19 protein-coding genes are annotated in these 26,721 nt (G+C 24.4%); 11 read left to right on the forward strand and 8 right to left on the reverse strand.

Annotated features, from left to right (window positions below):
* Positions 1 to 140: 140 nt before the first annotated feature.
* The 10 genes from parE to ACXX87_RS02785 all read left to right on the forward strand — a co-directional run bounded on the left by parE (position 141) and on the right by ACXX87_RS02785 (position 17,572).
* Complete coding sequence (parE, locus tag ACXX87_RS02740; RefSeq protein WP_458573237.1) at positions 141 to 2,081, forward strand: DNA topoisomerase IV subunit B; 1,941 nt, start codon at positions 141 to 143, stop codon at positions 2,079 to 2,081.
* Positions 2,071 to 4,764, forward strand: coding sequence for a DNA topoisomerase IV subunit A (gene parC / locus ACXX87_RS02745; RefSeq protein WP_458573238.1), 2,694 nt, complete (start codon positions 2,071 to 2,073; stop codon positions 4,762 to 4,764). Before parE ends, parC begins: the two co-directional genes overlap by 11 nt.
* 312 nt (positions 4,765 to 5,076) lie before the next feature.
* A complete protein-coding gene (locus ACXX87_RS02750) occupies positions 5,077 to 8,100 on the forward strand; it encodes an OppA family ABC transporter substrate-binding lipoprotein (protein WP_458573239.1) in 3,024 nt (1,007 codons plus the stop codon).
* Position 8,101: 1 nt separating this feature from the next.
* Entirely contained in the window at positions 8,102 to 9,157 is a 1,056-nt protein-coding gene (locus tag ACXX87_RS02755; protein WP_436358614.1) for an ABC transporter permease, read from the forward strand.
* A complete protein-coding gene (locus ACXX87_RS02760) occupies positions 9,157 to 10,332 on the forward strand; it encodes an ABC transporter permease (RefSeq protein WP_436358613.1) in 1,176 nt (391 codons plus the stop codon). Before ACXX87_RS02755 ends, ACXX87_RS02760 begins: the two co-directional genes overlap by 1 nt.
* Before the next feature lie 2 nt (positions 10,333 to 10,334).
* Positions 10,335 to 11,399 carry an ABC transporter ATP-binding protein gene (locus ACXX87_RS02765; protein ID WP_436358612.1) on the forward strand — a complete coding sequence of 355 codons (1,065 nt, stop codon included), beginning with the start codon at positions 10,335 to 10,337 and terminating at the stop codon, positions 11,397 to 11,399.
* Positions 11,392 to 13,764, forward strand: a complete 2,373-nt coding sequence (locus tag ACXX87_RS02770; protein ID WP_436358611.1) for an ATP-binding cassette domain-containing protein — start codon at positions 11,392 to 11,394, stop codon at positions 13,762 to 13,764. The genes ACXX87_RS02765 and ACXX87_RS02770 overlap by 8 nt, the downstream gene beginning before the upstream one ends.
* Positions 13,757 to 14,179 carry a DUF3899 domain-containing protein gene (locus ACXX87_RS02775; RefSeq protein ID WP_436358610.1) on the forward strand — a complete coding sequence of 141 codons (423 nt, stop codon included), beginning with the start codon at positions 13,757 to 13,759 and terminating at the stop codon, positions 14,177 to 14,179. Before ACXX87_RS02770 ends, ACXX87_RS02775 begins: the two co-directional genes overlap by 8 nt.
* A 187-nt stretch (positions 14,180 to 14,366) precedes the next feature.
* Positions 14,367 to 14,867: a DUF262 domain-containing protein gene (locus ACXX87_RS02780; protein ID WP_458573240.1), complete on the forward strand. Its 501-nt coding sequence runs from the start codon at positions 14,367 to 14,369 to the stop codon at positions 14,865 to 14,867.
* 482 nt (positions 14,868 to 15,349) lie between these two features.
* Positions 15,350 to 17,572: an HNH endonuclease family protein gene (locus tag ACXX87_RS02785; protein ID WP_458573241.1), complete on the forward strand. Its 2,223-nt coding sequence runs from the start codon at positions 15,350 to 15,352 to the stop codon at positions 17,570 to 17,572.
* A 148-nt stretch (positions 17,573 to 17,720) separates the two neighbouring features.
* On the opposite strand, the gene gyrB is transcribed toward ACXX87_RS02785, so the two are convergent.
* Together gyrB and rpmE are read right to left on the reverse strand one after the other, a co-directional pair.
* Positions 17,721 to 19,643 (reverse strand): DNA topoisomerase (ATP-hydrolyzing) subunit B, encoded by a 1,923-nt coding sequence (gene gyrB / locus ACXX87_RS02790; protein ID WP_436358608.1) that lies wholly within the window; start codon positions 19,641 to 19,643, stop codon positions 17,721 to 17,723.
* A 107-nt stretch (positions 19,644 to 19,750) separates the two neighbouring features.
* Complete coding sequence (rpmE, locus tag ACXX87_RS02795) at positions 19,751 to 19,969, reverse strand: 50S ribosomal protein L31 (protein ID WP_436358606.1); 219 nt, start codon at positions 19,967 to 19,969, stop codon at positions 19,751 to 19,753.
* Positions 19,970 to 20,100: 131 nt separating this feature from the next.
* On the opposite strand from rpmE, the gene ACXX87_RS02800 reads away from it, so the two are divergent.
* On the forward strand, positions 20,101 to 21,315 hold the full coding sequence (locus tag ACXX87_RS02800) for a formate/nitrite transporter family protein (RefSeq protein WP_436358605.1): 1,215 nt from the start codon (positions 20,101 to 20,103) through the stop codon (positions 21,313 to 21,315).
* A 78-nt stretch (positions 21,316 to 21,393) separates the two neighbouring features.
* On the opposite strand, the gene ACXX87_RS02805 is transcribed toward ACXX87_RS02800, so the two are convergent.
* The 6 genes from ACXX87_RS02805 to ACXX87_RS02830 form a co-directional block, all read right to left on the reverse strand.
* Complete coding sequence (locus ACXX87_RS02805; RefSeq protein ID WP_458557423.1) at positions 21,394 to 21,858, reverse strand: deoxycytidylate deaminase; 465 nt, start codon at positions 21,856 to 21,858, stop codon at positions 21,394 to 21,396.
* Between the two features lie 201 nt (positions 21,859 to 22,059).
* A complete protein-coding gene (locus ACXX87_RS02810) occupies positions 22,060 to 22,830 on the reverse strand; it encodes a hypothetical protein (protein WP_436358603.1) in 771 nt (256 codons plus the stop codon).
* A gap of 9 nt (positions 22,831 to 22,839) precedes the next feature.
* Positions 22,840 to 23,256 (reverse strand): hypothetical protein, encoded by a 417-nt coding sequence (locus tag ACXX87_RS02815; protein WP_458559631.1) that lies wholly within the window; start codon positions 23,254 to 23,256, stop codon positions 22,840 to 22,842.
* A gap of 145 nt (positions 23,257 to 23,401) precedes the next feature.
* On the reverse strand, positions 23,402 to 24,214 hold the full coding sequence (locus ACXX87_RS02820) for a hypothetical protein (protein WP_458573242.1): 813 nt from the start codon (positions 24,212 to 24,214) through the stop codon (positions 23,402 to 23,404).
* Positions 24,215 to 24,225: 11 nt separating this feature from the next.
* Positions 24,226 to 25,230, reverse strand: a complete 1,005-nt coding sequence (locus ACXX87_RS02825; protein WP_458572956.1) for a hypothetical protein — start codon at positions 25,228 to 25,230, stop codon at positions 24,226 to 24,228.
* A gap of 545 nt (positions 25,231 to 25,775) precedes the next feature.
* Positions 25,776 to 26,582 (reverse strand): hypothetical protein, encoded by an 807-nt coding sequence (locus ACXX87_RS02830; RefSeq protein ID WP_458557427.1) that lies wholly within the window; start codon positions 26,580 to 26,582, stop codon positions 25,776 to 25,778.
* Between the last annotated feature and the right edge of the window lie 139 nt (positions 26,583 to 26,721).

A 26,721-nucleotide genomic window follows, 5' to 3' on the forward strand; every position in this document is an offset into this window, starting at 1 on the left:
TATCATTAAATTAACACATATTTATAAAAAGTGACATTTTATATCTGTAATTACACTTTTTTCGACTTTTTAATATATGAAAAATTAAATATTTTTTTGTATTTTTAAAATAAAAAAGAAAAATGCTATAAAATAATAATATGAATTATGATGCTAGTAGTTTAAAAGTCTTGAAAGGACTTGAAGGTGTTAGAAAACGTCCAGGAATGTACATTGGTTCTACTGATGTTAATGGTTTACACCATTTAGTTTGAGAAATTGTTGATAATGCAGTTGATGAATGTTTAGCAAGTTTTGCTAAAAAAATAGAAGTAACTTTGAAAACAGATGGTTCTATTGTTGTTGAAGATGATGGAAGAGGAATTCCTGTTGATAAACATGAAAGTGGTTTAACAGGAGTAGAACTTGTTTTTAGTGAATTACACGCAGGAGGTAAATTTTCAGAAGGAGCATATAAAACATCTGGTGGTTTACATGGTGTTGGTTCTTCTGTTGTTAATGCACTTTCTAAATGATTAAATGTTTCTGTTTACAAAGAAGGGAAAGAGTACTATACAGAATTTCATAATGGTGGTTTTATAAAAACAAAAACCAAAATTACAGGAAAAACCAATAAAAAAGGAACGAAAGTTCACTTTTTTCCTGATTATGAAATTTTTAAAAAATCCAAATTTTCTTTTGAAACAATTAGCGAAAGATTAAGGGAGTCATCTTTTTTATTAAAAGGTATTACAATCAAAATTGTAGATGAAAACACAAATGAAAGTGAAACCTTTAAACACGAAAACGGAATTAAAGCTTTTGTTGAATTTATTAATGACTCAAAAGTTGCTATTAATAAAGAAATAGCAACTTTTAGTGATAGTAAAAATAAAATAGAAGTAGAGTTTGGATTTCAATATACAGATAGTTACTCTGAATCTATAATTTCGTTTGTAAATAATGTTAAAACCAAAGATGGTGGAACACATGAAATAGCAGCAAAAACTGCATTTACAAAGGTTTTTAATGATTATGCACAGGAAAAAAACCTTTTAAAAGGAAAAATTACATCTTTTGATGGTAGTGATATAAGAGAAGGTTTAACTTTAATTTTATCTTTAAAAGTTCCTGAATCAATTCTTGAATTTGTAGGGCAAACTAAAGATAAACTGGGAACTCCTGAAGCTAAAACAATAGTAGAAGAAGTTGTATCACGTGAATTAAAATTTTGAATCAATGAAAATAAAGAAGAAACTCAAAAAATTATAGAAAAGATTAAAAAATCTTTTGAAGCAAGAAATGCAGCAAGATTAGCAAGAGCAGAAATAAGAAAAACTAAAGATGCTTTAAGTGAAAAGAAAATTTTGTCAGGTAAATTAACTCCTGCACAAAGTAAAAAACCGGAAGAAAAGGAAATTTTTCTTGTTGAGGGTGACTCTGCTGGTGGAAGTGCTAAATTAGGAAGAGATAAAAAAACTCAAGCTATTTTACCACTAAAAGGTAAGGTAATAAATGCAGAAAAATCTAAATTATTAGATATTTTAAAAAATGAAGAAATTGCCACTATTATTAACACAATTGGTGCTGGTGTTGGAAGTGAATTTAACATAAAAAACGCCCAATATGGAAAAATTATAATAATGACAGATGCTGATACAGATGGTGCACATATTCAAATTTTATTATTAACTTTTTTATTTAGATATATGAAACCATTAATTGAATATGGAATGGTTTATATAGCCCAACCACCTTTATATAAAATAACAAGAAAACCTAAAAATCAAGTAGTTTATGCTTGAAGCGATGAAGAATTAAGAGAATTATTAAAAAATAAACCTAATTCAGAAATTCAAAGATATAAAGGACTTGGAGAAATGAATGCAGAGCAACTTTGAGAAACAACAATGAATCCTGAAACAAGAACTTTAATTAAAGTTTCAATTGAAGATGCTGCAATTGTGGAAAGAAGAGTTTCTATTTTAATGGGAGATAAAGTGGAATTAAGAAAAGAATGAATCAATAAAAATGTAGATTTTTCATTGGAAGATGATTTTGAAATTAATATAAATAAAACAGGAGCAAATAATGATATTTAATAAAAATAAAGAAAATTTTTTAGCTAAATCATTAGATGCTATTTTATCAGATCGTTTTGGTAGATATTCTAAATATATAATTCAACAAAGAGCTCTCCCTGATGCTCGTGATGGTTTAAAACCAGTTCAAAGAAGAATTTTATATTCAATGTGAGAATTGGGCTTAAAAAGCGATAAACCTTTTAAAAAATCTGCTAGGGTTGTAGGGGATGTTATTGGTAAGTACCATCCACACGGAGATTCATCTATTTATGAAGCTATGGTCCGTATGACTCAAGAGTGAAAAATGAATGTTCCTTTAGTGGAAATGCACGGAAATAAAGGTTCTATTGACGATGATCCTGCCGCTGCAATGCGTTATACAGAAACTAGATTAAGTTTAATTACTAATTTAATGTTAGAATCAATTAATAAAGATACAGTTTCTTTTGCTCCAAACTTCGATGATTCAGAAAAAGAACCAACAGTATTGCCTTCTTTAATTCCTAATTTATTAATTAATGGAGCAAAAGGGATTGCTTCTGGTTTTGCTACAGAAATCCCACCACACAATTTAGGCGAAATTTTAGATGCTGCTATTGCCAAAATAAAAAACCCTAATATTGAATTGAGAAAATTATCAGATATTGTTAAAGGACCAGATTTTCCTACAGGTGGAACAATATACGGAAAAAACGGTATTTTAGATGCTTTTGAACGTGGTCAAGGAAGAATCGTTTTAGTTTCTAAATATAGAATTAATGAAGAAATTAATAAAAAATATATAGAAATTTACGAAATTCCTTTTGGTGTAGTTAAGTCCAAATTAATTAAAGATATTGACGAAATTAGAATCGATAAAAAAATTAATGGTATTAAAGAAGTTAGAGATCAATCAGATAGAAATGGAATTTCTATTATGATCGAAATTGAAAATGATACTAAAGTAGAATCTGTTTTAAATTATTTATTATTAAAAACAGAAATGCAAGTTTATTATTCTTACAACTCAATAGCAATTGAAAACAATGCACCTAAATTAATGTCTTTAAATAACCTTTTAGATGCTTATTTAAATCATGTTAAAACTTATAAAACTAAAGAGTTAAAATTTGATTTGGAAAAAGATAAAAGAAAATTAGAAATAACTCTCGCTTTAATTAAAGTTGGCGATATTACTGAAGAAGTAATTAGAATCATAAGAAATTCAGATAATTCAAAAAAAGGAGTAATTGAAGCTCTTATGAAAAACTTTGGTTTTAGTGAATTGCAAGCTACAGCAATTGCTGAAATGAGACTTTATAGACTTTCTAGAATTGATCAACAACTTTATATAGATGAAAAAAATATGCTTGAAAACAGAATTGAAAAGACATTAGATCTTTTAAACAACAAATCTTCTTTTGATCAATTTTTAGTTTCCATATTTAAAGACATTAAAAAAGAATTTGCTACAGAAAGAAAAACAGAAATTTTTGATGAAGAATTTAAAGTGGAAATAAATAAAGAAGAATTGATAAAACAAGAAGATTTTTATGTAGGTATTTCTCGCGATGGTTATATTAAGAAAGTTAATGTTAAAACATATGATTCCAATGAAATAAATTCTTACTTATTAAAAGAAAAAGATCCACTTTTATTTTTAGATAAAGTTGAGTCTATTGATAAACTTCTAATTTTTACAAACTTAGGAAATTATATTTATTTACCTGTTCATAAAATTGAAGAATCAAAATGAAAAGATTTTGGACTTCATTTAAATAGTTTTGTTTCTTTAAAAAACAACGAAAAAGTAGTAAGCGTTGTGGTTGTAAAAGATTTTGAAAAAAATAATTATATTACTATGGTTACAGCTCAAGGAATAGGAAAAAGAGTTTTAGTGAAAGATTTTGAAGTTTCAAGATTTAATAAAACAATTTGTGCTATAAAAATTAAGCAAGATATTGACTACTTAGTCAGTGCTAAAATAAGTGATAATTATAAAGATATAATAATTATTTCTAGTGAAGGAAAAGCAGTAAAATACAGCGAAATAGATATTCCTATTTATAACACCAATTCTTCTGGAGTAAAACTTATTTCTTTACCTAAAGATTCAATAGTTTCATCATTTGTTTTAGTAGATCAAGAAGATGATGTCCTTTTATTTACCAAAAAATCCCAATACAAAAAAATCAATGCTAAAAACGTTCCTTTTAGTAATAAAACAACTCAAGGAAAAATGATTTTTTCTCAAAACAAAGTTTCCAAATTTGATGTACTTGATTCAGTAGTTATTCAAAAAAATACAGCAATTTATGTTTTTGACTTAGATAATAATGTTTCGATTTTTAATTTTAATTCCTTAAATTATTCAACACCAGAAGAAGGGTTTACAAATAGCAAAAATAAAAACGCTTTTTATGTTGCAAAAATAAATGCTAATATTATTGGAGAAAACACTAAAAGAAACCAATATACAGAGACAAAAAAAGAAGTTCCTATTTCCAAAGAAAAGGGAAAATCCTTTATAAAAAAAGAAAAATCAACTAATAATACAAAGGAAATTGCTTCAGACAAAGAAACTAATAAAGTTCAAACAAACGCCGTTAAAACAGAGATGACTGAAGCAGAAAGAATTAAAAGAGCAGAAGAAAAATTAAAAAAATTAGAAGAATTAAATATAGATGAATTAATGAAAAAATTCAAAGATAAAATTAAATAAAAACTACTATTTTTGAAATTTAGTATGAATAATTTTGAAAAAAAATAAAACTTTTTTGAAAAAAATGTATAATATTAAAGTTAAATCAAAAAAGAGGAGAAAAATGAATATCATTGTTATTAAACGTATTTTTAATAAAAACATTGTTACAAAGATGATTAAAAACAATGATTTTTTCTTTAATTTCTTTGAGATATAATAAAAATTTTAATATTAATAAAATAAATATACTCTTATAGAAATTAGAAAAAACTAGTTTTTATAAGAGTTTTTATTTTAAAATATTTGAATTTACAGTAAGAAAGGAAAGGTATGAAAAAAAGAAAACTATTGATCGGTTTTTCTGTTCCTGCAGTTTTAATTGGAACATCAGCAACTGTTGTATCTTGTTCTACAATTGAACCACATTATAAAAGACAAGAAATTAGTTCAATTGTAAATTTAGCAACTTCAGGTTATAAAAAATTCGATCAAGATTTTAGTGTTGTATTAGGTTCTCCTTCTACACCTGCAAGTTACTTTACAACAGCAAATCTTTTTGCCACAGTTAGTTCAGGGCAAGCAGAATTCGAAAATGTAAAACCTAATAATGGAAATAAATTTGAAGAAGGTGTTTATAAAATCAAGAAACCTACTTATCAATGATATAGTTTAATATTAGTAGATAAAATTTATGTTACAGATTTAGATGGAACAATAAGCGTTTTTGATAATGATAAACACGAAAAAGGAATGTTTAATGAAGGAGAAGAAATAACTTCTGCTTTAGTTAAATTAACTTCAGATGATCCAAAATCAATAAACAGTTTAAACTTTTTAAATAAATTAAGTAAGGCATCTAAAATTCAATTAACTATTAAAAAAGATATTCCTTGAGTTAAAAGTAATGGACAAAAAAGTCAATATAATGTTGAATTAGAAGATTTTGTTTACGGTTGAAACAGAAAAATGCTTTATGGTGGTGACTATAGAGCAAGTCATGGTGGTTCTAAAAAAATAGATGATGATATTATTAGAAAATATTCATTAGGTTCATCAAGTAGTTTTGATAGTACAAACCACGTTTCAAATGATTATCTCTTTAAAGTTTTTGGAATTCAGAAAGATAACTTCTCAAAATCAGAAACATTTATTACTGATATTAAAGATACAAATGAAAAAGGACTAACATTTTTAAAAATTGAAAATAAAGAGGCTAATTTTAATGAATTATTTAAAAAATTATTATTAGATTCTACTTATTTTAGTCCTGTATCACATAAATTTATCGACGATAGAAACAAACAAATTTTTGATATTACTGGAAAACACGAAGGAGAATTTGGTGAAACAGGTGATGCATTTAAATATGCATATTACTGATATGGAAAACAATATGATGAAGATCAATTATATGCTTCACCATATTTACCTTTTTATTTATCAAACGATAGAACAGTTTATATAAGAAATGATTATTATGCAGAGACAGGTTGAAAAGAAAAAGAGGCAACTTCAGTTAAAAAAATAACATCAAGATATAATTTATATCCAGATTCAGTTCAATTTAATAGTGCTCAATTTAATAATTACTTAGAAGGAACAGTTTCAATTCTTCCATATTCTAGTTTATCAGATGCAAATAAATCAATAATTTATAAAGATTTATCACAAATTCATTTTAGAAAAACACCTGATAAAGGGCTTTATAAAGGAGGTTTATCTAAAGACGTAATTCCAGGTGCCAGAGATTTACTTGAAAAAGGAACAAACTTTAATGGTGGTCAAGCTGATAAAAAATACTACTTCAATGATAACTATGCTAAATTAGCTTTTGGTAGTTCTATTGAAGAATTAGCAAAAGGAAAAGCAGAGCTTGGAAAGACATTATTTACAGGAAAATCCTTTGCATTTAGAACAATTATCGATGCTTTATGAAATAGTTATACATACATAAAAGATAACTCTAAAACTGCAATTCCTTGACTTTCAATGATTGGTCCAGACAATCATTTAGGTGGAAGTGAGTTAGATGGAAAAACAGCAAGAGACTTTTATGACGATATCAACACAACTTTTTCTATAAATGAAAGTGGAGAAATATTTTATACAAAAACTATTGAAGAGCAAAGAAAACAATATTTAGATAATTTACAAGATAAAAACAAACAATATGAAGCACCAAGGATTGAAGTTTTAAAAGCTGAATTGAAAAAAATACTTGATGATTTCTATGCAGAAAATCATTTAGATGCAAGTAAAGATAAAATTGAGTTTTCAATTTCTAATAGATATAGAAATGAAAGTTCATCTAAAATCGCTTCACTTGATTCTGTAATTGATATGATGAATAAATTAGACAATAGATTAAAAATCAATTCACAAGCAGAATTTAAATCAGAAGATGTTTGAAATGTTTTAATCTTAGGTTTAGGAAATTCACAAATAGTAGGTTGAAGTGCTGACTATGATGGTTCCGGAACCTTTATTGATGGTTCCGGACAACTAAATGGAAGTCCACTTTATTTAGCAATCGCTCATTTTGCTGAATTACCAAGTGATAGTCCTTACGTTAAATCTTTCCCAGAATTCAAAAAATATGCAGATGCTTTTAAAACAGAATTTGAAAAAGAAAGATTAGCTTATCCAGATAAAAAACAAGCATGATTACCTTTTTCAGAATGAATAAAAGCAACAAATGCATATGATGCTAATTATGAAGATATTCAATACGAATATGAATATGAAAAAAATGCAGATGGAACTCCAAAAGAAGTTGATAAAGATGGAAATGCTGTTCCAAAATTAAATGATAAAAAAGAAAAAGTATATGTATTTACTGGTGAAGGATTAAATAAAAAACCAGTTTGATCACAAAAATACAAATGAGTATTAAATAAAACAACAAATAAATATGAGAAAAAATTTGAACCAAGAAAAGCTTCTGGAAAAAACTCAGTTATTAATTTCATTTCTAATGTTACTTTCTATGATCAAACAACTAAAAAATACTTTAAAGATCAAACATTAGAACAAGAATTTGAAGAAAATGGAAAAAAAGTTAAAAAAGTATTTAATCATAGTTTAAACAAATGAGTTGATGCAAGTGCAGAAAATGAATTTAATGAATTAACTGCTATTTTTAACTTAAATTATGAATCAAAAGCTACAAATAAAGAAATAGTAGAACTTGCTAAAGAAATTAGAGTTTTAATTGGTTATGTGCCAGAAATCGATTTAAGTACAAGTTCAAACGTTCCTTCAATATCAATTTGAAATAAACATATCGAAATTCCACTATCAGAATTTGAGTATATACCTTATGGAGATGTGGTTATAAGAAAAGGAGATAAATAGAATGTTTAAATACTTTTTTAAGAGGCTTGGTTTAGCTATTATCACCTTTTTTATAATTATTTTTATAGTATATTTATTACAAGCTTCATTTGGTAAAAGTCCTTTTACCGAACAAAGTTTACAAGATGCCGCAAAAAGATTAAATCCAACAGGTGATGAAAACTTAAAAATCGATCCTAAATCATTTTATGGTTTTGATAAAGATCCAGTAACAAGGTTTGTTTTATGATTTAAAGATTTCTTTACAGGAAATGCAGGAATAATTTATTCAGACACAAGTGATTATAGTCAAAATATTCCAAAATTATTTTTTGAACCTTTAAGATGAACAATTGCTGTATCATTACCAGCGTTTGTATTAAGTGTTATTATTGGTATATCTTTAGGAGTAATTGCTGCTTATAATAGAGGAAAATGAATAGATAGTGCAATAACAACTTTTGTTACACTATTTGTTGCTTTACCAGCTTTTGTTATAGCACCTATTATTGTTTTAATTACTTCAAAAGCAGGATTACCATTTGAATTTAAAGATCCAAGAGATGTTCCTGTTGATATTACAATTGCTTCTTTAATAACACCAATCATTGTATTTACTTTATCATCATTGGCTGGATATACAATTTTTGTTAGAAATCAAGTTGTAACAGTTTTAACTTCAAATCAAGTTTTAATTGCCAAATCAAAAGGATTATCTAAGTGAAATATCTTTAAAAAACACGTTTTAAGAAACGCATCTGTTATTTTAGTAGGATCTATTTTATTCTCATATATAGGTTTACTATCAGGAAGTATTATTTTAGAAAAATTCTTTAGAATTCCTGGATCATCATCAATTATTGTTAATTACACTGAACAAGGAGAAATTAACGTTATTATGTTCTCACTTGTGTTCTTTACATCATTATCGATGGTTACATTAATATTTGTGGATATGTCTTATGCATGAATGGATCCAAGAATTAAAATTGCTAATTCAAATAGTTCTAGAAACTATTGATTATTATTTAAAAATTATTTAGTTAGAAGAAAAAGTTATCAAGGAGGGAAAAAATAATGGAAAAACAAAATTCAAGTTTAGCTTTTGAGAAAAAATATAAATTTTCCAAAGCTGATAAAGAACTTTTAAAACTTTCTGCCGCTAATAAAGATATTATTTCTTCATCTTCTGTAACCGGAAAACCTTCTAAACTACTTTTAGATGTTATTAAGAGGTTTTTTGCAAATAAATATGCAGTTATTGCTTTAGTTATCTTTATTTTATTAATTATTACAGCATTTATTTCTTGGCTAACTTCACCATTTTCAACAACTAAACCTATTTCTGGTGCTTCTCTTTCTTTAATTAAAGAGTTAAAACCAAGTTTTGAAGGAGATGTTACTTTTACCTTATCTACTGAGTTATTAGATAAAATTCATAAGCTAAATCCTGAACTAATAAAAGGAGAAGCAACAAACATCGCTCCAGAAACTTGATTAGTAACTTTAAATCCTTATGAAGTTATTAACGCTTTAAATGGAGATGAACATTCAAAAATTTATGCCTTTATGGGAACTGACTCATACGGAAGAGATATTTGATTAAGAACTTGAGTTGGAACATTAAACGCAATAGGAATTGCTTTTGCAATTGCAATTATTGAAACAATTATCGGAGTATCTGTCGGTGCTTTTCTTGGATTTAACGTAGGAAAAAAAATAGATACATACGGACTAAGATTAATTGAAATTTTTAATGCAATCCCTTGAGTAGTATTATTTATAATCTTAATTGGAATTTTTGGAACTAACACACCGGCAATTATTTTAATTCTATCATTAACAGGTTGAACCGGTGCTGCTGACACCACTAGATCCTTTACTATTACAGTAAAAGACGAAGAATATATTTATGCTTCACAAGCGATAGGTGCTTCAAAAATGAGATTAATATTTGCTCATATTTTACCTGCAATTTCCGGAAAATTAGCAAATAGTTTTGTTTTAAGAATTACCGCTGGAATTCAAGCAATAGCAGGAATTGCATTCCTTGGATTTATTAAAGAAGGTACAGATTCAGTACCTAATTTAGGACTTTTAATTACAAGTTCAGCAAGTTTAATTAATCAAAACCCTTGAGCACTTGCTTTCCCTTCAATTATTTTATTAATTATTTCACTTTCACTAAGATTTGTGGCATTAGGATTCCACGATGCCCTTGATCCAAAAGTTGTTAAAAAAGGAGCTAAATAAATATGGAAAAAGACTTAAATAAAGAAGAAATCCTTTTAAAAGTTAAAAATTTAAGAGTTTCCTTTAAAGATAAAAAACAAAAATTTATTAACATAGTACGTGGAGTGGACTTAAAAATTAAAAGAGGAGAAATTGTAGGATTAGTAGGTGAATCAGGTTCAGGAAAAACAGTAACTTCTAAAGCTCTTTTAGGAATAAATGAATTAGCTTATACCAAAAGTGATCAAATGGAAGTTTCTGGAATTGATATTTCCAAATTTACAAAAGATAAAGAATGATTAAAAATAAGAGGTAAAAAAATAGGTTATATACCTCAAGATCCGTTAACAGCCCTAAATCCAACTAGAACAATTGGAAAACAATTACTAGATGTTTTAGAAAAAGATTCTAGATTTAAATCAAAAAGTGAAAAAATTGATTACTTAGTAAATTTACTTGAATCTTTTGGAATTACTGAAGCAAGAAGTAGATTTAATGTTTATCCACATACTTTAAGTGGTGGGCAAAAACAAAGAGTTGTGATAGCTATGGTTGTAGCAGCGCAACCAGATTTAATTATTGCTGATGAACCTACAACAGCTCTTGATCCAACAGTTCAAGCATCTGTTTTAGCTTTATTTAATGAAATAAGAACAAAATACAAAATTTCTTTAATTTTTATTTCACATAATATTTCAGTAATTGCTAAATTCTGTGATTACATTTATGTTTTATATGCAGGAAAAGTCGTGGAAAGAGGAACGAGAAAAGATATTTTCACTGACCCAAGACATCCATATACTTGAGCTTTAATTAGTGCAATTCCTGAAAACAAAAATCAAAAACTTTACAACATAAAAGGAACCCCACCAGATATGGCTAATTTACCAGCTGGAGATCCCTTTGCACCAAGAAATGATTATGCTTTAGAAATTGATTTTGAAAAAGAACCACCTTTAATTGAGATTTCTAAAACTCATGCTGCTGCTACCTGATTATTACACCCAGATGCACCAAAAGTAGAATTAACAGAACAACTAAAAAGTAGATTAAAATTATTTAGAGAGGTTTTTAATAAAAATGAATAAAAATACGGAAAAAACAATATTAGATGTTAAAAATCTTAAAAAGTATTTTTACAATAAAAACGGAATTGTAAAAGCTGTTGATAAAATTAATTTCAAACTTTTTGAAGGAGAAGTTTTAGGATTAATTGGTGAATCAGGTTCAGGTAAAACAACTGTAGGTAGATCTATCATTAGATTATATGATAGATATAATGGACAAGTAACATTAGAAAATAGAATTATTTCTGGTAAAAAAATCGGAAGATCAAAAGATAAATTTATGAGAAAAAATATGCAAATGATTTTCCAAGATCCACATGCTTCTTTAAATGGACAAAAAAATATTTATTCTATTTTAAAAGAACCTTTAAAAGTTAATGGAATCATTAAAGACAAAATGGTGGATATTTTTAAAGATTGACAACAAGTTACTTCAAACTTCCATTATACTTTTTTAAGAAGATTCAAAGAGCAAAGATTAGATAACTTAAATAGTACTATTTTTGAAGCTAATGAATATTTTAAAGAATGAGAATTTCACTTTGATGACTTTGCTTCATTTGATCAATTATTTGAATCTAACACATATGAAGATATTTTCAATGCTTACTTTTCATATTTAACAAAAAGACAATTTCACGAATCAAAAGCTATTAATTTTATGTATAAAGGAGTTACTAATTTAAGTAATTTCTATTTCGAAAAACAAAAAGAATATAGAAATGGTGAATTGAGCTATGATGAAAAAGCATTAAGAGAATCAAAAGCAGCATTAGTTAAAGCAGAAGAATTAATCAAAAATTCAAGAGAAAATGTAGCGATTTTGGAACAAATTGCCCAAAAAGAAAAAGAGTTAAATGATTTCCAAACTTCTTGAAAAGAAAAGTGTACTAATTCCAAAAACTACGTAAAAAGCTATATTTATGAATTTAAATCAGAATATTTAATCAATTTAGATAACGCTTTACTTTCAACAGATTACAAAAACTATTCTTTTTTCTACAAAAGAGCAGTTATCAATTTATTTACAAAGGAATTTTTAAAAAATAAATCCTGATCTGGTGATTTAAAAAGTAATTTATTTTATTGATTATCTATCGAAGAAATTGATAAAATGGTTGAATTATTTAATAATCACAATAAACTTTTAATAGAAAAATATGAAAATAAATTTTTAAAAATACCTAACGAAAATAATGAGTTTTGAACTTCTAAAAAAGAATTAAAATCAGAATTACTTGCAGAATTTGCTAATGTTGATTTAGAACACTTTTTAAAAACAGCAGCAGATAAAAAAGTATTATATAAAAACAAAATTAAAGGTATTAAAGCAGAAATTGAAAAACTTAAAAAATCACTTTCAAAAGAAAAACATATTTTAGAAGAAGATAAAGTTAAATTCAATCTTTTACAAGCTATTCATAAGAAAAATAAACATATTTTTAATCACGAATTAGAAGACTTCAAAAAAGATTTTAAAGTATGAGAAACTAACATTAATGCTGAAATTAGCAAACAAGAAAAAGTTATAAAAAGCATAAGTGAAAAACAAAAAGTATTAGATGCAAAATTTGCTGAAATTCACAAAAGATTTTTAGTTTGAATTCACCAAAAATTAATAGCTGATGGATTAAATGCTCACGAAGTAAAAATTCAACTAGAATCATATAAACAAAAAGTAAATGAAAAATATTCATCTCTTAATTCATTTAATTTAGAATTAAAAGTATTAAGAAAAATTTACAATAGAATTACTTATTTACTTGGATTACACAACAACAATCAAAATCTAACAATAACTAAAAAAGTTGTTAAGAAAACTTTATATGATGAATCAATTTATAATGCACTTGAAGAAGTTGGTTTATTAAGACAATTTGCTTATCGTTACCCACATGAATTTTCTGGTGGTCAAAGACAAAGAATAGTTATTGCAAGAGCATTAATAAGCGAACCAAAAGTTATTATTGCTGATGAACCAATAGCTTCTCTTGATATTTCTATTCAAGCACAAATTGTTAACTTACTAAAAAGTTTAGTTGATAAAAAAGGAATTGGATTAATTTTTGTTGCACACGACTTATCAATGGTTGAATATATTGCTGATAATATTATTATTATGCATCTTGGAAAAATAGTTGAAAGAGGAAAAACAGAAGAAATTTATTCTAATCCAAAACACCCTTACACAATCAACTTATTTAAATCTATTCCAAAAATGTCAAATGCTAACGAACCATTTGAAGCATCTAATTTTGAATTAGATTATTTAAAAGAACAAAATTTCCCTAATGTTATTGAAGAAGAATTAGTTGATAATTCTTCAACACACAAAGTTTATGGAACAAAAAATCAATTGAATAAATGACTAAATAAAAATGAATAAAATTAAATTTTTTTGAAAAAATAAAATAATTAGAAAACTGAGAAAAATAGATTATATTTACTTAGTTTTCTGAATTATTACTTTTAGTGTTTTATTTCTCTTAATGACTTTAACATTTAATAAACTGAATTGATATAAGTCTTTATTTACAATTTCTTTTTTAATATTAGGAGTTACAGTTTTAGCTCTTGTTATAAAATGAGGACTTTTTGATATTTATTCTAAAGGAATAAAAAACTGAAACATAAAAAGAGAAAATAAAATATTAAAAGAAAATCAAATGGAAGAAAAAGAATTGATTTCAATTGAAAAATTAAGACAAGACAACAAAGAAAAAAGTTACTTAAATATTTTTATTGGTTTAGTTTGCTTTCTTATTTTATTTATTATTTCTTTACCTTTCATTTTAATGTAAAGCAGTTAATACTGCTTTTTTTATTTTTAACAATTGATATATTACATATTTAATTTTTTAAATAATAGGCCATTTATTATTATAATGTAAATAATATATATGGAAAAAACCTTTATTTTCTCTATTAAAGGGCTTTTTATGTAATTTTATATTATAATTTAAATAATAGAATAGCAAAGTAGGAAAAATGAAACCATTAATATCAGATATATTTAAAGATTTGTTCTTTTTGTCCAAAGACAACAAGAAAGACAATAAAATAAAAGAAATAATAATTCCAAGATTTCAAAGAAAATTTGTTTGAAACGAAAGAGAAGCAAGTAATTTTATTAAAAAATTTATTAATTTTTACAAAGAAGAAAATAATAACACAACTGAAAATAATGATTTATATTTTGGAACTTTTGTAGTTTTAAGGGAAAATCCACAAAAAGATAAAATAAATATCATTGATGGGCAACAAAGATTCTTGACTACTTTTATTTTTTTAAAATCTTTACATGATTTTTTCTTAGAAAAAGAAGATGAAATAAAAGTTAATTTATTAAAGGGAAAATGAGAAGAAAACAAAGTAACCATTCAAAATAAAGTTTTAAAATTAGATATAAAATTTGAAAACAAAAATTCAAATTCCTTTTTTGATAAAATAAAAAACCGGAAAATACATGAGATAGAATCACTACTTTAGCAAAAGAGTCACCAAGGGAATATGAACCATTTTACAGTATTTATAATTATTTTTTAAAACTTTTAAGAGAAGAATTTAAAGAAGAGAACAAACTTTATAATTTAATAGAAAAATTTCACAAAGCAAACCAAAATGACGAAAAAAATTTTAATATTGTTGTTTTAATAGTTGAAACCAAAGAAGAAGCAATTGAATGATATAGAGAACAAAATTATATTGGTATTAAGTTAAGGGATTATGAATTAATTAAAAATATTATTTACTCTAACCTTCCAGATAGTCAAATTTTTGAAGATATTTTTAATGATTCTAAAATAGATAATAATGTTTTAGATAGATTCTTTTATCTTTTTGTTAACCACTTAAATTTTGCAAATACAGAACATTATTCAGATTCAAAAGCAGATGAAAAATTCAATGTTTATGAAAAATTTGAAAGTTGATGAAGAGACAATAAACAAGATTACAAAACAAAAGAAAAAATGATCATTGATTATTATGAAAATTTCAAAACTTTAAGATTGATTTGAAATGATGAAAATATTGAAAGAAAATTAAGCACAGAAAAGACAAAAGATATAAAAATTGAATTATTTAAGTTAAAAACTCTTATAAATGAAAACAAAGGTTCTTTATTTTTTTGCTATCTAATTTTAATAGAAATTTGTGACAAAGATAAAGGTGATAAAGATAAATTACTAAACGCTATTAAATTTTTTAACAATTTAATTTCTAGAATTCAAATTTCTAATCTTTCAAGAAACATTAATTGAAAAACTTTATTTTTAAAATTTTATTGAGAAATTAAAAATAGTGGAGATTTTAATTCATTTAAATCAATTTTAAAAGATTATATAGAAGAAGCAAATAAAAAAGAAATTTTTAACATTGATGATGAAATTATAAAAAACTCCTTACTAAATCATTTTTTATACAATAAACAAAATAAAATTGCAGACTTTTTACTGTTTTATGATTTATCATTAGAAGACATTAATAAAAATTACCAAATTGAACACATTTTTGCACAAAATTTAAGTTCGGATAATGAAGGTTTGGAAAGTTCAGAAATCGAAAACATAAGAAGTAATTATTTACATACAATTGGTAATTTAACACTTCTTAATGATAAAACAAATGCTTCGTTAGGTAATTTAAATTTTAAAGAGAAAAAACAAAGTTATATTACTTCTGATTTTAAACTAAATAAATATTTTAAAGAAGTAGATATATGAAATCAAGAAGAAATAGAAAAAAGAACAATTTTTATTTTTGAAAAAAACTTTAAAAACAAATATAAATATTCTCAATTGATTGGTGGAGAAAAAGTTGAAGCAAGAAGTAAAAATATAGAAAATACGGAAAAAATACAGAAAAAAGTTATAGAGAATGATGATTTACCTTCAACTCATTCTTATACAAAATTAAAAAATAAAATTAGTTTAAATGACTTTTCAAAAACTAAATATATTGTTTTTGAAAATAAAACATATGACTTAACTAACAAAAAAGCGAAAGAAAATATTGAAAAAATTTATCAAGATATAGCAGATAATTATTTTGATTTAATTATCCAAAAACAAGAGTCGATTTTAAAATTAGGAAATTTTCTAAAAAACAAAGAACAAAAAACAAATTCCTACCAATATCATTTATTAAATAAAACCGGTTTATATTTCCATCTTCATGCTTCTAATGAAATTAAGATGATGTATCTTTTCAAATTTGCACAAATTTTAAATTTGGAAAACAAAATAAAATTTCTTGATGAGTTACCAAATAATGATTTAGAGATAAAAGAAAGCAAAGTGATATTAACTAATAAAATTAATAATAATTTTTCAATAATTAATAATTTAAATTTTAAAAGTGTTGAAAACAAAACGATAGAAAAAGACAAAATAAAATTTATTTACTTTAATAATGAATGTTTTGATATGCAAAAAAATAAATTTTATTTAGTGATTCACAAAATTTATAATTATTTATTTGAAAATTTTATTAATGAAATAAATAACAAACAAAAAGAGATTTCGCTTATTAAAAACTTTTCATTTGCAGAGAAAAAAGAAGGAAATAAATATAAATATTCTTCTGTTCCGGGAACAAATTTATTTATATCTTTAGAAGGCGATAAAGAAAGAAGAATGAAACAATTGTTTAAACTATTGCAAGTTCTAAATTTAGATAATTTACTAGAATTACAAATAGAAAAAGATGAAAAATTTGAAAAAATAGTATCTAAGCACATGTTTCATAATAAAAACAAACAAGAAAGTATTAATAAAGAATCTAAAGATGTCAAAACTTATGATAACTCTCATGAATTATTTATGATTAATGAAAACAATTTTAAAAAAATTAATAATGATCAAGTAAGAGATGATAAAGTAAAATACATTATTTTTAAAAATACAAAATTTATTTTTGAAAAGCATTTAAGCATTTTGCTTAATAAAATATATAAGAATATAACAGAAAACCACTTAGAATTAATAAACCAAAAACAAAATGAATGATTAAATTTAGCTAGTCTCTCTACAGATAAAGTTAAACACTCACAACCAAAACGACTCTATGCAAAATTAATTGACAATTTTTATATCTCTCATTCTTTTGATAATGTGACAAAAATTAAGTTATTATATAGATTTTGTAATATTTTAAATTTATCTAGTGAACTAAAAATATTTATAAAAAAATAAAATCAAAACAAAAAAGCAATAACATAAATTTAACATATTTCAATTATGTTAACGCTTACAGTTTTGATTTTTTATTTTCCTGAATTTGGGTTTATGGGTTGCAAAACTGAAGAAAAAAACAAGAATCAAAGTTCTTGTTTAATTATTCTTATAAATCGATATTTTTAACAAATTTAGCGTTTTCTTCAATAAATTCACGTCTTGGTCCAACTTCTTCTCCCATAAGTTGTTCAAATACTTGTGAAGCAATCATAGCATCTTTAATTTGCACTTGAAGCATTTTTCTTACAGCGGGATCCATGGTTGTTTCTCAAAGTTGTTGTGGATCCATTTCTCCAAGTCCTTTGTATCTTTGAATGGAGAATTTACTATCACCTATTCTTTGTAAAATTTCTTCTTTTTGAGCATCATTATAAGCGTATTCATCTTTTTTATTATAAGAAATTTTGTATAAAGGTGGCTGGGCTATGTAGATAAATCCATATTCAATTAATGGTCTAAAGTATCTATATAAGAAAGTTAAAAGAAGAGTTCTAATGTGAGCACCATCAACGTCGGCGTCGGTCATTATAACAATTTTGTGATATCTAAGTTTATTAATATTAAATTCTGGACCAATACCTGTTCCAAAAGCGGTAATTAAAGAAAGGATTTCTTCGTTTTTAAAGACTTTTTCATCACTTGTTTTTTGAGAGTTAATAACCTTTCCTCTTAAAGGTAAAATAGCTTGATAGTGACGATCTCTACCCATTTTAGCACTACCACCAGCAGAGTTTCCCTCCACGATGTAAAGTTCAGCAATTTCAGCATTTTTTGTTGAACAATCAGCTAATTTTCCAGGTAGCGATCCAACTTCAAAAGGATTTTTTCTCTTTGTTGCTTCTCTTGCAGAAGCAGCAGCTTTTCTAGCTTTTTGAGCAAGTAAATTTCTTTCAATGATTTTTCTTGCTTCTCCTGGATTTTCATTTAAGTATCTTTCAAAAACTTCAGAAAAGATTTTATTTACAGCGGGTCTTACGTCTTTATTAATCAATTTACCTTTAGTTTGTCCTTCAAACATAGGATCGCTATGTTTGATGGAAATTACAACAAACATACCTTCTCTTAAGTCTTCTCTTGAAAATTTATCTGCTTCAGATTTTAAAAATTTATTTTCAATTGCATAATTATTTAAAATTCTAGATAAAGAGTCAAATAAACCGGTTTCATGAGTTCCGCCTTCTTTGTTATAGATGTTATTGGCATATGTTAAGATTTCTTCTCTATCTTCAGTTACATATTGTAGTGCTACTTCTACATTTATGTCTGTTGATTTTTCTTCGCCTAAATTAAAAATACCTTCAGCATAAATGGATTTTTCTGTAACTTTTTCATATCCTTTAGTTAATTCAGAAATGTAGTCAATAATTCCACCTTCAAAGTGAAATTCCTTTTTAATATTCACTCTTTCGTCTTGAACAATAAATTTTAAACCTTTTGTTAGGTAGGCAGTTTGTTTGATTCTATCAATAACTGTTTCTAGTTTGAATTCATGTTGTTCCATGATTTCAAAATCTGGTTTAAACATAATGGTGGTTCCTGTTTCATCACCACATTCACCAACCACTTTTAAGTCATCAACTTTTTTTCCACCATTTACAAATTCTTGGAAATAAACTTTATGGTCCCTTTTAATTCAAACTTTTAAATTCGAACTTAAAGCATTAACTACAGAAGCGCCAACACCGTGTAAACCACCAGAAACTTTATAAGCACTACTATCGAATTTACCACCAGCGTGAAGAACTGTTAAAACTACTTCTGCAGCAGAAACTCCGTGTTTTGGATGGATATCCACAGGGATTCCTCTACCATTATCACTAACTTTAACATATCCATCTTTAGTTAAAGTTACTTCGATTGTGTTGGCAAATCCAGCAAGTGATTCATCAACTGCATTATCTACTATTTCTCAAATTAAATGGTGTAAAGCAATTATTCCAGTTCCACCAACATACATTCCAGGACGCTTTCTAACAGCTTCTAATCCTTCAAGAGATTGAATACTACTTGCTCCATACTCTTTACTCATAACTACCTCTTTCTTTTTGTCTTATAATTTATTATTAAATTATACTCTTTTTAATCGTTTTTAGAATAAAAAAATCAATGGAAAACCATTGATTAATTTGAATTAGTTTATTTTTTGTGGTTTTTTGCAAATGATGCCATTCTGTTGAATCTTTCAATTCTTCCTGTTGCTCTTGCAAGAGATTTATCTCCAGTAAAGAATGAGTGGCATCCAGAACATACATCAACAGAAATTTTATTTACTGTTGAACCAAAAGTAAATTCAGTTGAACAAGTTGAACATACTGCTTTTACAGTTTGATATGTAGGATGGATATCTTTTTTCATATTTCCTTTCACATAGGAACTTTGTTCCCATATTTTCGTATTCTAATTTTGTTTAAATATATTAAATTAGTATTATAATAATAACATAAATTTTATTAATTAAGGTAAAATTTTAAAAAAAACGAGGAAATATGCACGATTATAAGAGTAACTTTACCAATGCAATGGATTATGGTTATCAAAAGACTAAACTTGTGTGATGAAAAATCTTTTTAATGGGGATTTTAGCATCAGTTTATGTTGCAATAGCTTATGTAGCTTATGTTTATATTTTGTCATGATATGGTAATGATGAATTAAAACAAACAGGTGAATTTCACTTATCTGGCCCAGCTTTATTTGTTGCTTCATTAATTTTCCCAGTTGGTTTGATGATGATTACAATTCTTGGTGGTTCGCTTTTCACTTCAGATACATTAGCAATGCTTGCTGTATTTGATAAAAAAGCACGTTTATACAAGGTTTTTAGAAATTTAGGAATTGTTTTTCTTGGAAATTTAGTTGGAGCTTTAATTTCTGCAGCAATTTTAAGAGGTGCTGCAGCTTTCAAAGCAGAACAACTAAGAGTTATAGAATATTTAATAACTAAAAAAGTTTCAAGTTATTGATGAGAAATTCTGTTTTCTTCAATGTTTTCAAACTTAATTGTTGCTGGAACTGTTTGATCAACTTTAGCAACAAGAGGGGCAATTGGAAAAATTTTCATAATTTTCTTCTTTATTTGATTATTTACAATAACAGGATTTCACCATGTTATTGCTAACTTAATTATTTTTTCATTTGGGTGATTATTTAGCGATATTGAATATGTTCAATATTTTAAAAATGGAAATGAACAAGTTATTTTAGATTGAGCTCATAATGCTATAAATAACGGAGTTATTACAAAAGATTATGTCTTAGCCCACATTATAAATGTTAATGCAGATGGTGTAAAAGGATTTAAAGATACTTTATATAACATAATTAATATAAATTCAGCTCATAAATTATCAGCTTACAATATTGATTGAACACTAAAAGCTTTCTTTGTAAATGCATTACCTGCTTTAGTAGGTAACTGATTCTCTGGAGCAATTATTTTACCTGTATCTTATTGAGCTATTGTTAAATTTAAAGCAGGTAAATACGGAACAATTGATACAGAAATTATTATTGAAGATGAAATTAGAGAAGTTATTAAGAACACAGATGTTGATAATCTTCATGAAGCTGAAAAAATTGCTTATGTTAATCTAAAAAGAAAACAAAAAGAAGAAATTAAAGAAGAATTAAAAAGAGAAGTTTGATTCGATAAATGATTTAGAAAATTTAAAAACAAAAAAAATAACAAAGATAAAAAATAACGACTATAAAAATAAAGTAGGTAAAATTTACCTACTATTTTTTATAAATACACTGGTTTTTCCTTTATAAAAGTAAAATTATAGTTGTAAAGTTATTTTGCTTTCTTCAAGTTTTCTTGTTTTTACAAAAGAATCTTTAAATATTTTTCTTGCAATTCAAGCATCTTCAGTATCATGATATTTATCTTGAAAATAAACAACTTCTTTTATTCCTGATTGTACTATTGTTTTTGCACAATTAGAGCAAGGGAATAAGGAAGTATATAAAATAGAATTTTCTAAAGAAGTAATTGAATTTAAAATCGCATTAATTTCTGCATGTACTACATATGCATATTTAGTTTCTTTAGCGTTTTCACCTTCTCTTTGTCAAGGGAAGTCATCGTCATTTCCAGAAGGCATTCCATTATAACCTAATCCTATAACTCTTTTTCTTTGATTTATAATACAAGCTCCAACTTTAGTATTTGGATCTTTTGAACGTAAAGCACTCAATTTTGTTAATGCCATAAAATATTGATCTCAATTTATTATTTTTTCCATAGTTTATATTATATAGGAAAATAACAAAAAATTAAGAACGGCTCACCCTTCTTAACATATTAACCTATGAAATAATGCTTTCTGCATCGGAAATATTATCGTACTGAAACATTTAGTTTCGATAATCCTTCATATCAATGAAGAATTATTAACATTATAGCATATTTTTGTTATAAGTCAATAATTTTATAAATAAGTATTTTATTGATTATTATTTGGAATTTGAGTTTTAATGAATTCTAAATGTTTTTTAACTGCTAATAAAAAATCATTTGTTTCTTCTTGTTGTTCTGGTCCTTTAACTGTGTTTTTTAAGTGTTCAAATGTATATTGTAATCTATTAAAATTTTCTTTACTTGGATTATTAAAGAAAGTTTCGGTTCGATCTGTATATTCTTCATAAAAATTGTTGGAATATCTAATTTGATTTGTATTATCAGGTTGGAAAAAACTTAAATTAGAAAAAATATTTGAAAATGTTCAGATAGATAATAAAGAAATAAAAAGTGAGAAAAATATTTTTTTATTAGGTAAAAAAGGTATTAAAGTAGAAACAACAAAAATCTGAAATATAACTATATGAAAAATTAAATTTTTAATATTATTATTCTTTTTAGATTCATGATTTAAACTATCAATTAATTTATTAAAAGTTTCAGTAACTTCTTTCAAAGAACTTTTTGCTTTATTACTAGTATCTTGATCAGAAGAAAATTCTGATAAATTGAAATAATTTTTAAAATTTTTATATAAATCATTTTTTCTATATTTTTCCTTTGTATTTGAAAAAATATCTTCATATTTTAAACTCAGAATATCTTCTTTTAATTTTAGTAACTCATTTTTTCCTTCATTTGTTAAATTATTAATAAATTTTTTTATATTTTTTTCATTTTTTAATTCTGGAATAATATTTAATTTGTATTCTATTTTAGGTGTTGATTTTGAATTAATAGTAAAATTTCAAATCATTGTATTTTATTAATTTTCCTTGGTAAATACATAAAATAGAAAATCTGTTTTTCTTTTTTCTCTATCCATTCCTACGTGAATTTGAAGATGTTTTTTAAATAAATTATCTAAATATACAAGCAACAGAAGAATAACGGCTAAAGAAAATAAAATAATTGCTACATTAGAACTTTTTAAATAAATATTTGCAAAGTTAAGAGCACTTGCACTTAAAAATAAAAGAATAATACATAAAAAATTTACTATCATTATTTTTTTAAAATTTCTAATTTGTTTTTCAGTCATTATTTTAGAATTTTCCATTCTTTCTTTATTAGTAAAGCAAATATAAAGTTCTCAAAGTTTTGCTTCTTTTGGAGGATTATTTTTACTAAAATAATTTTTTGAAATAAGTAACAAACTTCCTATAATAAAACCCCCAATCACTAATGATATTGTTAAGTAAAAATTAAATCTTTGTAAATCAAAAAATAAATTATAAACCGAAAATCCAATTATTAATACTATAATAAAACTAAAAAATAAAACATTCAAAAAAAGAAAGAAAATCTTTATAAATTTTAAATTTTTGTTAGTAGTTTCCATAATGTGAACCGTGACCATAAAATTTTCTTTCTATTTTATTTAAATTTTTGTTAATAGCATTAATAAAGTCATTTAATTCTTCATTATCTGCACCACTTTTTTGTATAAATTCTTGATTCCATAGTCTTTGAAAAATTTTTCTAAGTTCTATTAAATTTTCTTTTGAAGGATCAGCAAAGTACACCAATCTTTGTTGTGTATAATTTTCTAAAAATTCTTTAATATATGAAGACATATAAGTATAATCTTTCTCTGTTAAAGTAGATCCAGCTATAGAAGTTCCTACTGAAGCAGCGAGAAGAGTTCCTGAAACAACACCGGAAACAGCAGCACTTGCACCAAAAGTAAAAGGTATTGCAGTTATACCAAGAAGACCTATAAATACTTGAGAACCAATTATTCAACCTTTTTTTGTTACATAGTCATTTCTACCATTAGAAATTCTATTTTTATAAGATTCATATGTTTTTTTTAGTTCCTCAAATGTGGTTTCTTCATAAGTTAAGGAACTTCTGTCAGAAATAAAATATTCTTTTGTTTTTAAAGAAGATTTTATTTCATTGTAAAAAATGCTTTTTTTATATTCTTCTTTAATTCTTTCAAAACTTCTTTTAGGAAATTTTAAGCCTGAAAGTTTGTAAAAATCCTCATAATTTAAATTTAACACTTTTTCTGCTAATTTTAAAAGTCTTATTTTATGTTTTTCTGATAAAGAATTTATCATTTCTTTATAGACGAATTTATTTTTACTTTCATTTTTATAATTTAAATTTTGTATATGTTGAACATTGATTTCCATGTTTTCTCCTTTTAATTTTTTAATTTTGTTTTTAATAGATCTAAAACTAATGTATAAAAATTAAATACTATATATAAAGATAAAACCTCATTTTTATAATATTTTTCTATTTTTACTTTGTGAAAAGAATCAGAAATAAAATTTTGAAATAACTCCAATTTATTTTTAATATTTTTATCTTGTTTATTTAAGAAGAAATTTAATCCATAATTTTGCTCTATGTTTTCTAATTTATTTTTAGTTAAGAAAACAGAAAAGAAAGAATCTCTTAATTCAAAAATAACTTCAATTTTTTCAAAAAACTTTCTTTTTCTTTTAATTAAATATATTAAAAATTTTTTTAAATTTGGAAAATTATTAATTTCTATTTTAAACTTTTCAAAATTCTTAAGTATTTTTTCATAATTTTTATAAAAATTCATTTTAGAACCAAGTAATTGAAAATATAAATCACTTATTATATTATCTTTAAAATATTTTCACAATTCTAAATTGCAAGTTTTTTTCATAAAATTAAAGTTTTGTTCTATTAATTTTAGTGATAATAACAATTTTTTTCTAAAATATATATTTTTTTCATATAAATAAGTTAATTTAAAGATTTGTGAAAGTTTTGAAGCAAATCTATATTTTTCATTTGTGTAATAAAAATTTAATATTGGATGTTTTTTATAATAAATTGGTTTTATTTCTTTAGACAAAATTATTTCCAATTTTATTTTGCTAAATTTTTTTTTAATTAAGTAAGATTTATAAACTTCGTTATTTATATATGATTTTTCTATGTTAAGTGTCTCTTCTATTTTTTCTCAATCTGTATTTTTTTCTTTAAGATTTTGATTATTTTTAGGAAATAAAATATCTAAATCATTAGGTTTAACATCTATAAAACCATCTAAGTAAAAGCTGAAACTCCCTTGGATTATAAAAGGGATATCGACTTTTAAAATAGATTTTAATAGTAAATTAATTATTTTTAAATTATCTTTTATAAGAAAATTATTTTTTATAAACATAAAATAAAATATCACTTCACTTTATTTTTCTCCCCATTCCTACATGGATTTGTAAATATCTATTTAAAAAAAATATAATATATAAAATTAACATAAAAGAAATGAAAGTTAATACTTGAGTTAGACTAAGAAAAATAAAATTTTCAAAATTTCAAATATTTACTTTGAAACAAATATTGAAAATAATTAATAGAGTAAAAGAAATGTATAAAAATGTTATGATAAATTTAATTATTTTTAGTTTTTCTTGACTGATTTTCTTCGTAGATTTAACTCTATCATAATTAGGAATACAAAAATAAAATTCTCAAATTTTTACGTCTGTTTCATAATTAAATTTTTTATTTTTTTTAGTTATAATATTTAAAATTACTATTGGAATGGGTATTAATTTAGATAAAATTTTATAGTACCATAAATCATTTTTTACAAAAATTAAATTTTGTATAATAAATCATAAAAATAAAATTAACAAACTTAATATAAAAGTAATATGAAAAAAAATAAAAACATTTTTTAAAATAACATATTCTTTTTTTGTTATTTTAATAATTTCCATAATAATTAGAATAACCAACTAAAATATCTTTTAATCTCATTAAATCTTTGTGCAAAAATTCTAGAAAATTATTTAATTCTGTGTTTGAATCGTTTCTATATTTTACAAAATCTTTTTCTAAAAATTGATTATAATAACGGAATAATCTATCTCAGTTTGCTTGAGTTTGATGGTTTAAAAATACAAGTCTTCCATCTGTATACTCTTCAATTAAATTATTTAAATATTTTAAATTTCTTCCGTTTTCATTTTCACCTTGTGCTAAATTAGCAATTAAAGTTCCTAAAGAAACAAAAGATAAAACTCCACTAATTACTGGAGACAAAAATGAAACAGCTCCAATTCAAGTAGCCTTATCACTAATATTTTCTAATGTTTTTTTTCTATTTTCTAAACTATTAGAGTCTTGTTTAAGTTTTTTGCTATAAATATTGTACATATTTTGTAATTCTTCAAATGTTGTAGCTTCATCTGAAATTCTACTTCTTGTAGAAATAAAATATTCTCTTGTTTTTAAGGAAGATTTAATTTCATTATAAAAAATATTTTTTTTATATTCTTCTTTAACTCTTTCAAAACTTCTTTTTGGAAATTTTATAAAAGACAATTTATAAAAATCTTCATATTTTAAGTTAAGTACTTTGTCAGCAAGTTTTAAAATCCTAACTTTAGTTTTTTCTGGCAAGTTTAGTAATATATTTTTATAATCAATACTTTTAATTTTATGTGTATTTTCAAAATTATTTTTATTAATTTCTGATATATTTTTATTAATTTCAATGTTAAAATTCATAATTCTCCTTATTAATATTTTCCAAAATTTCTTTGGAATACAATTATATTACTAAAAATAAAAATATTCATAAAAATCCAAATTTATTAAAACAGAAATAAAATGTCACCCCCCATTCCCAATATAAAATGTCACTTTT

It is taken from the genome of Mycoplasma sp. 613B, assembly GCF_054343485.1.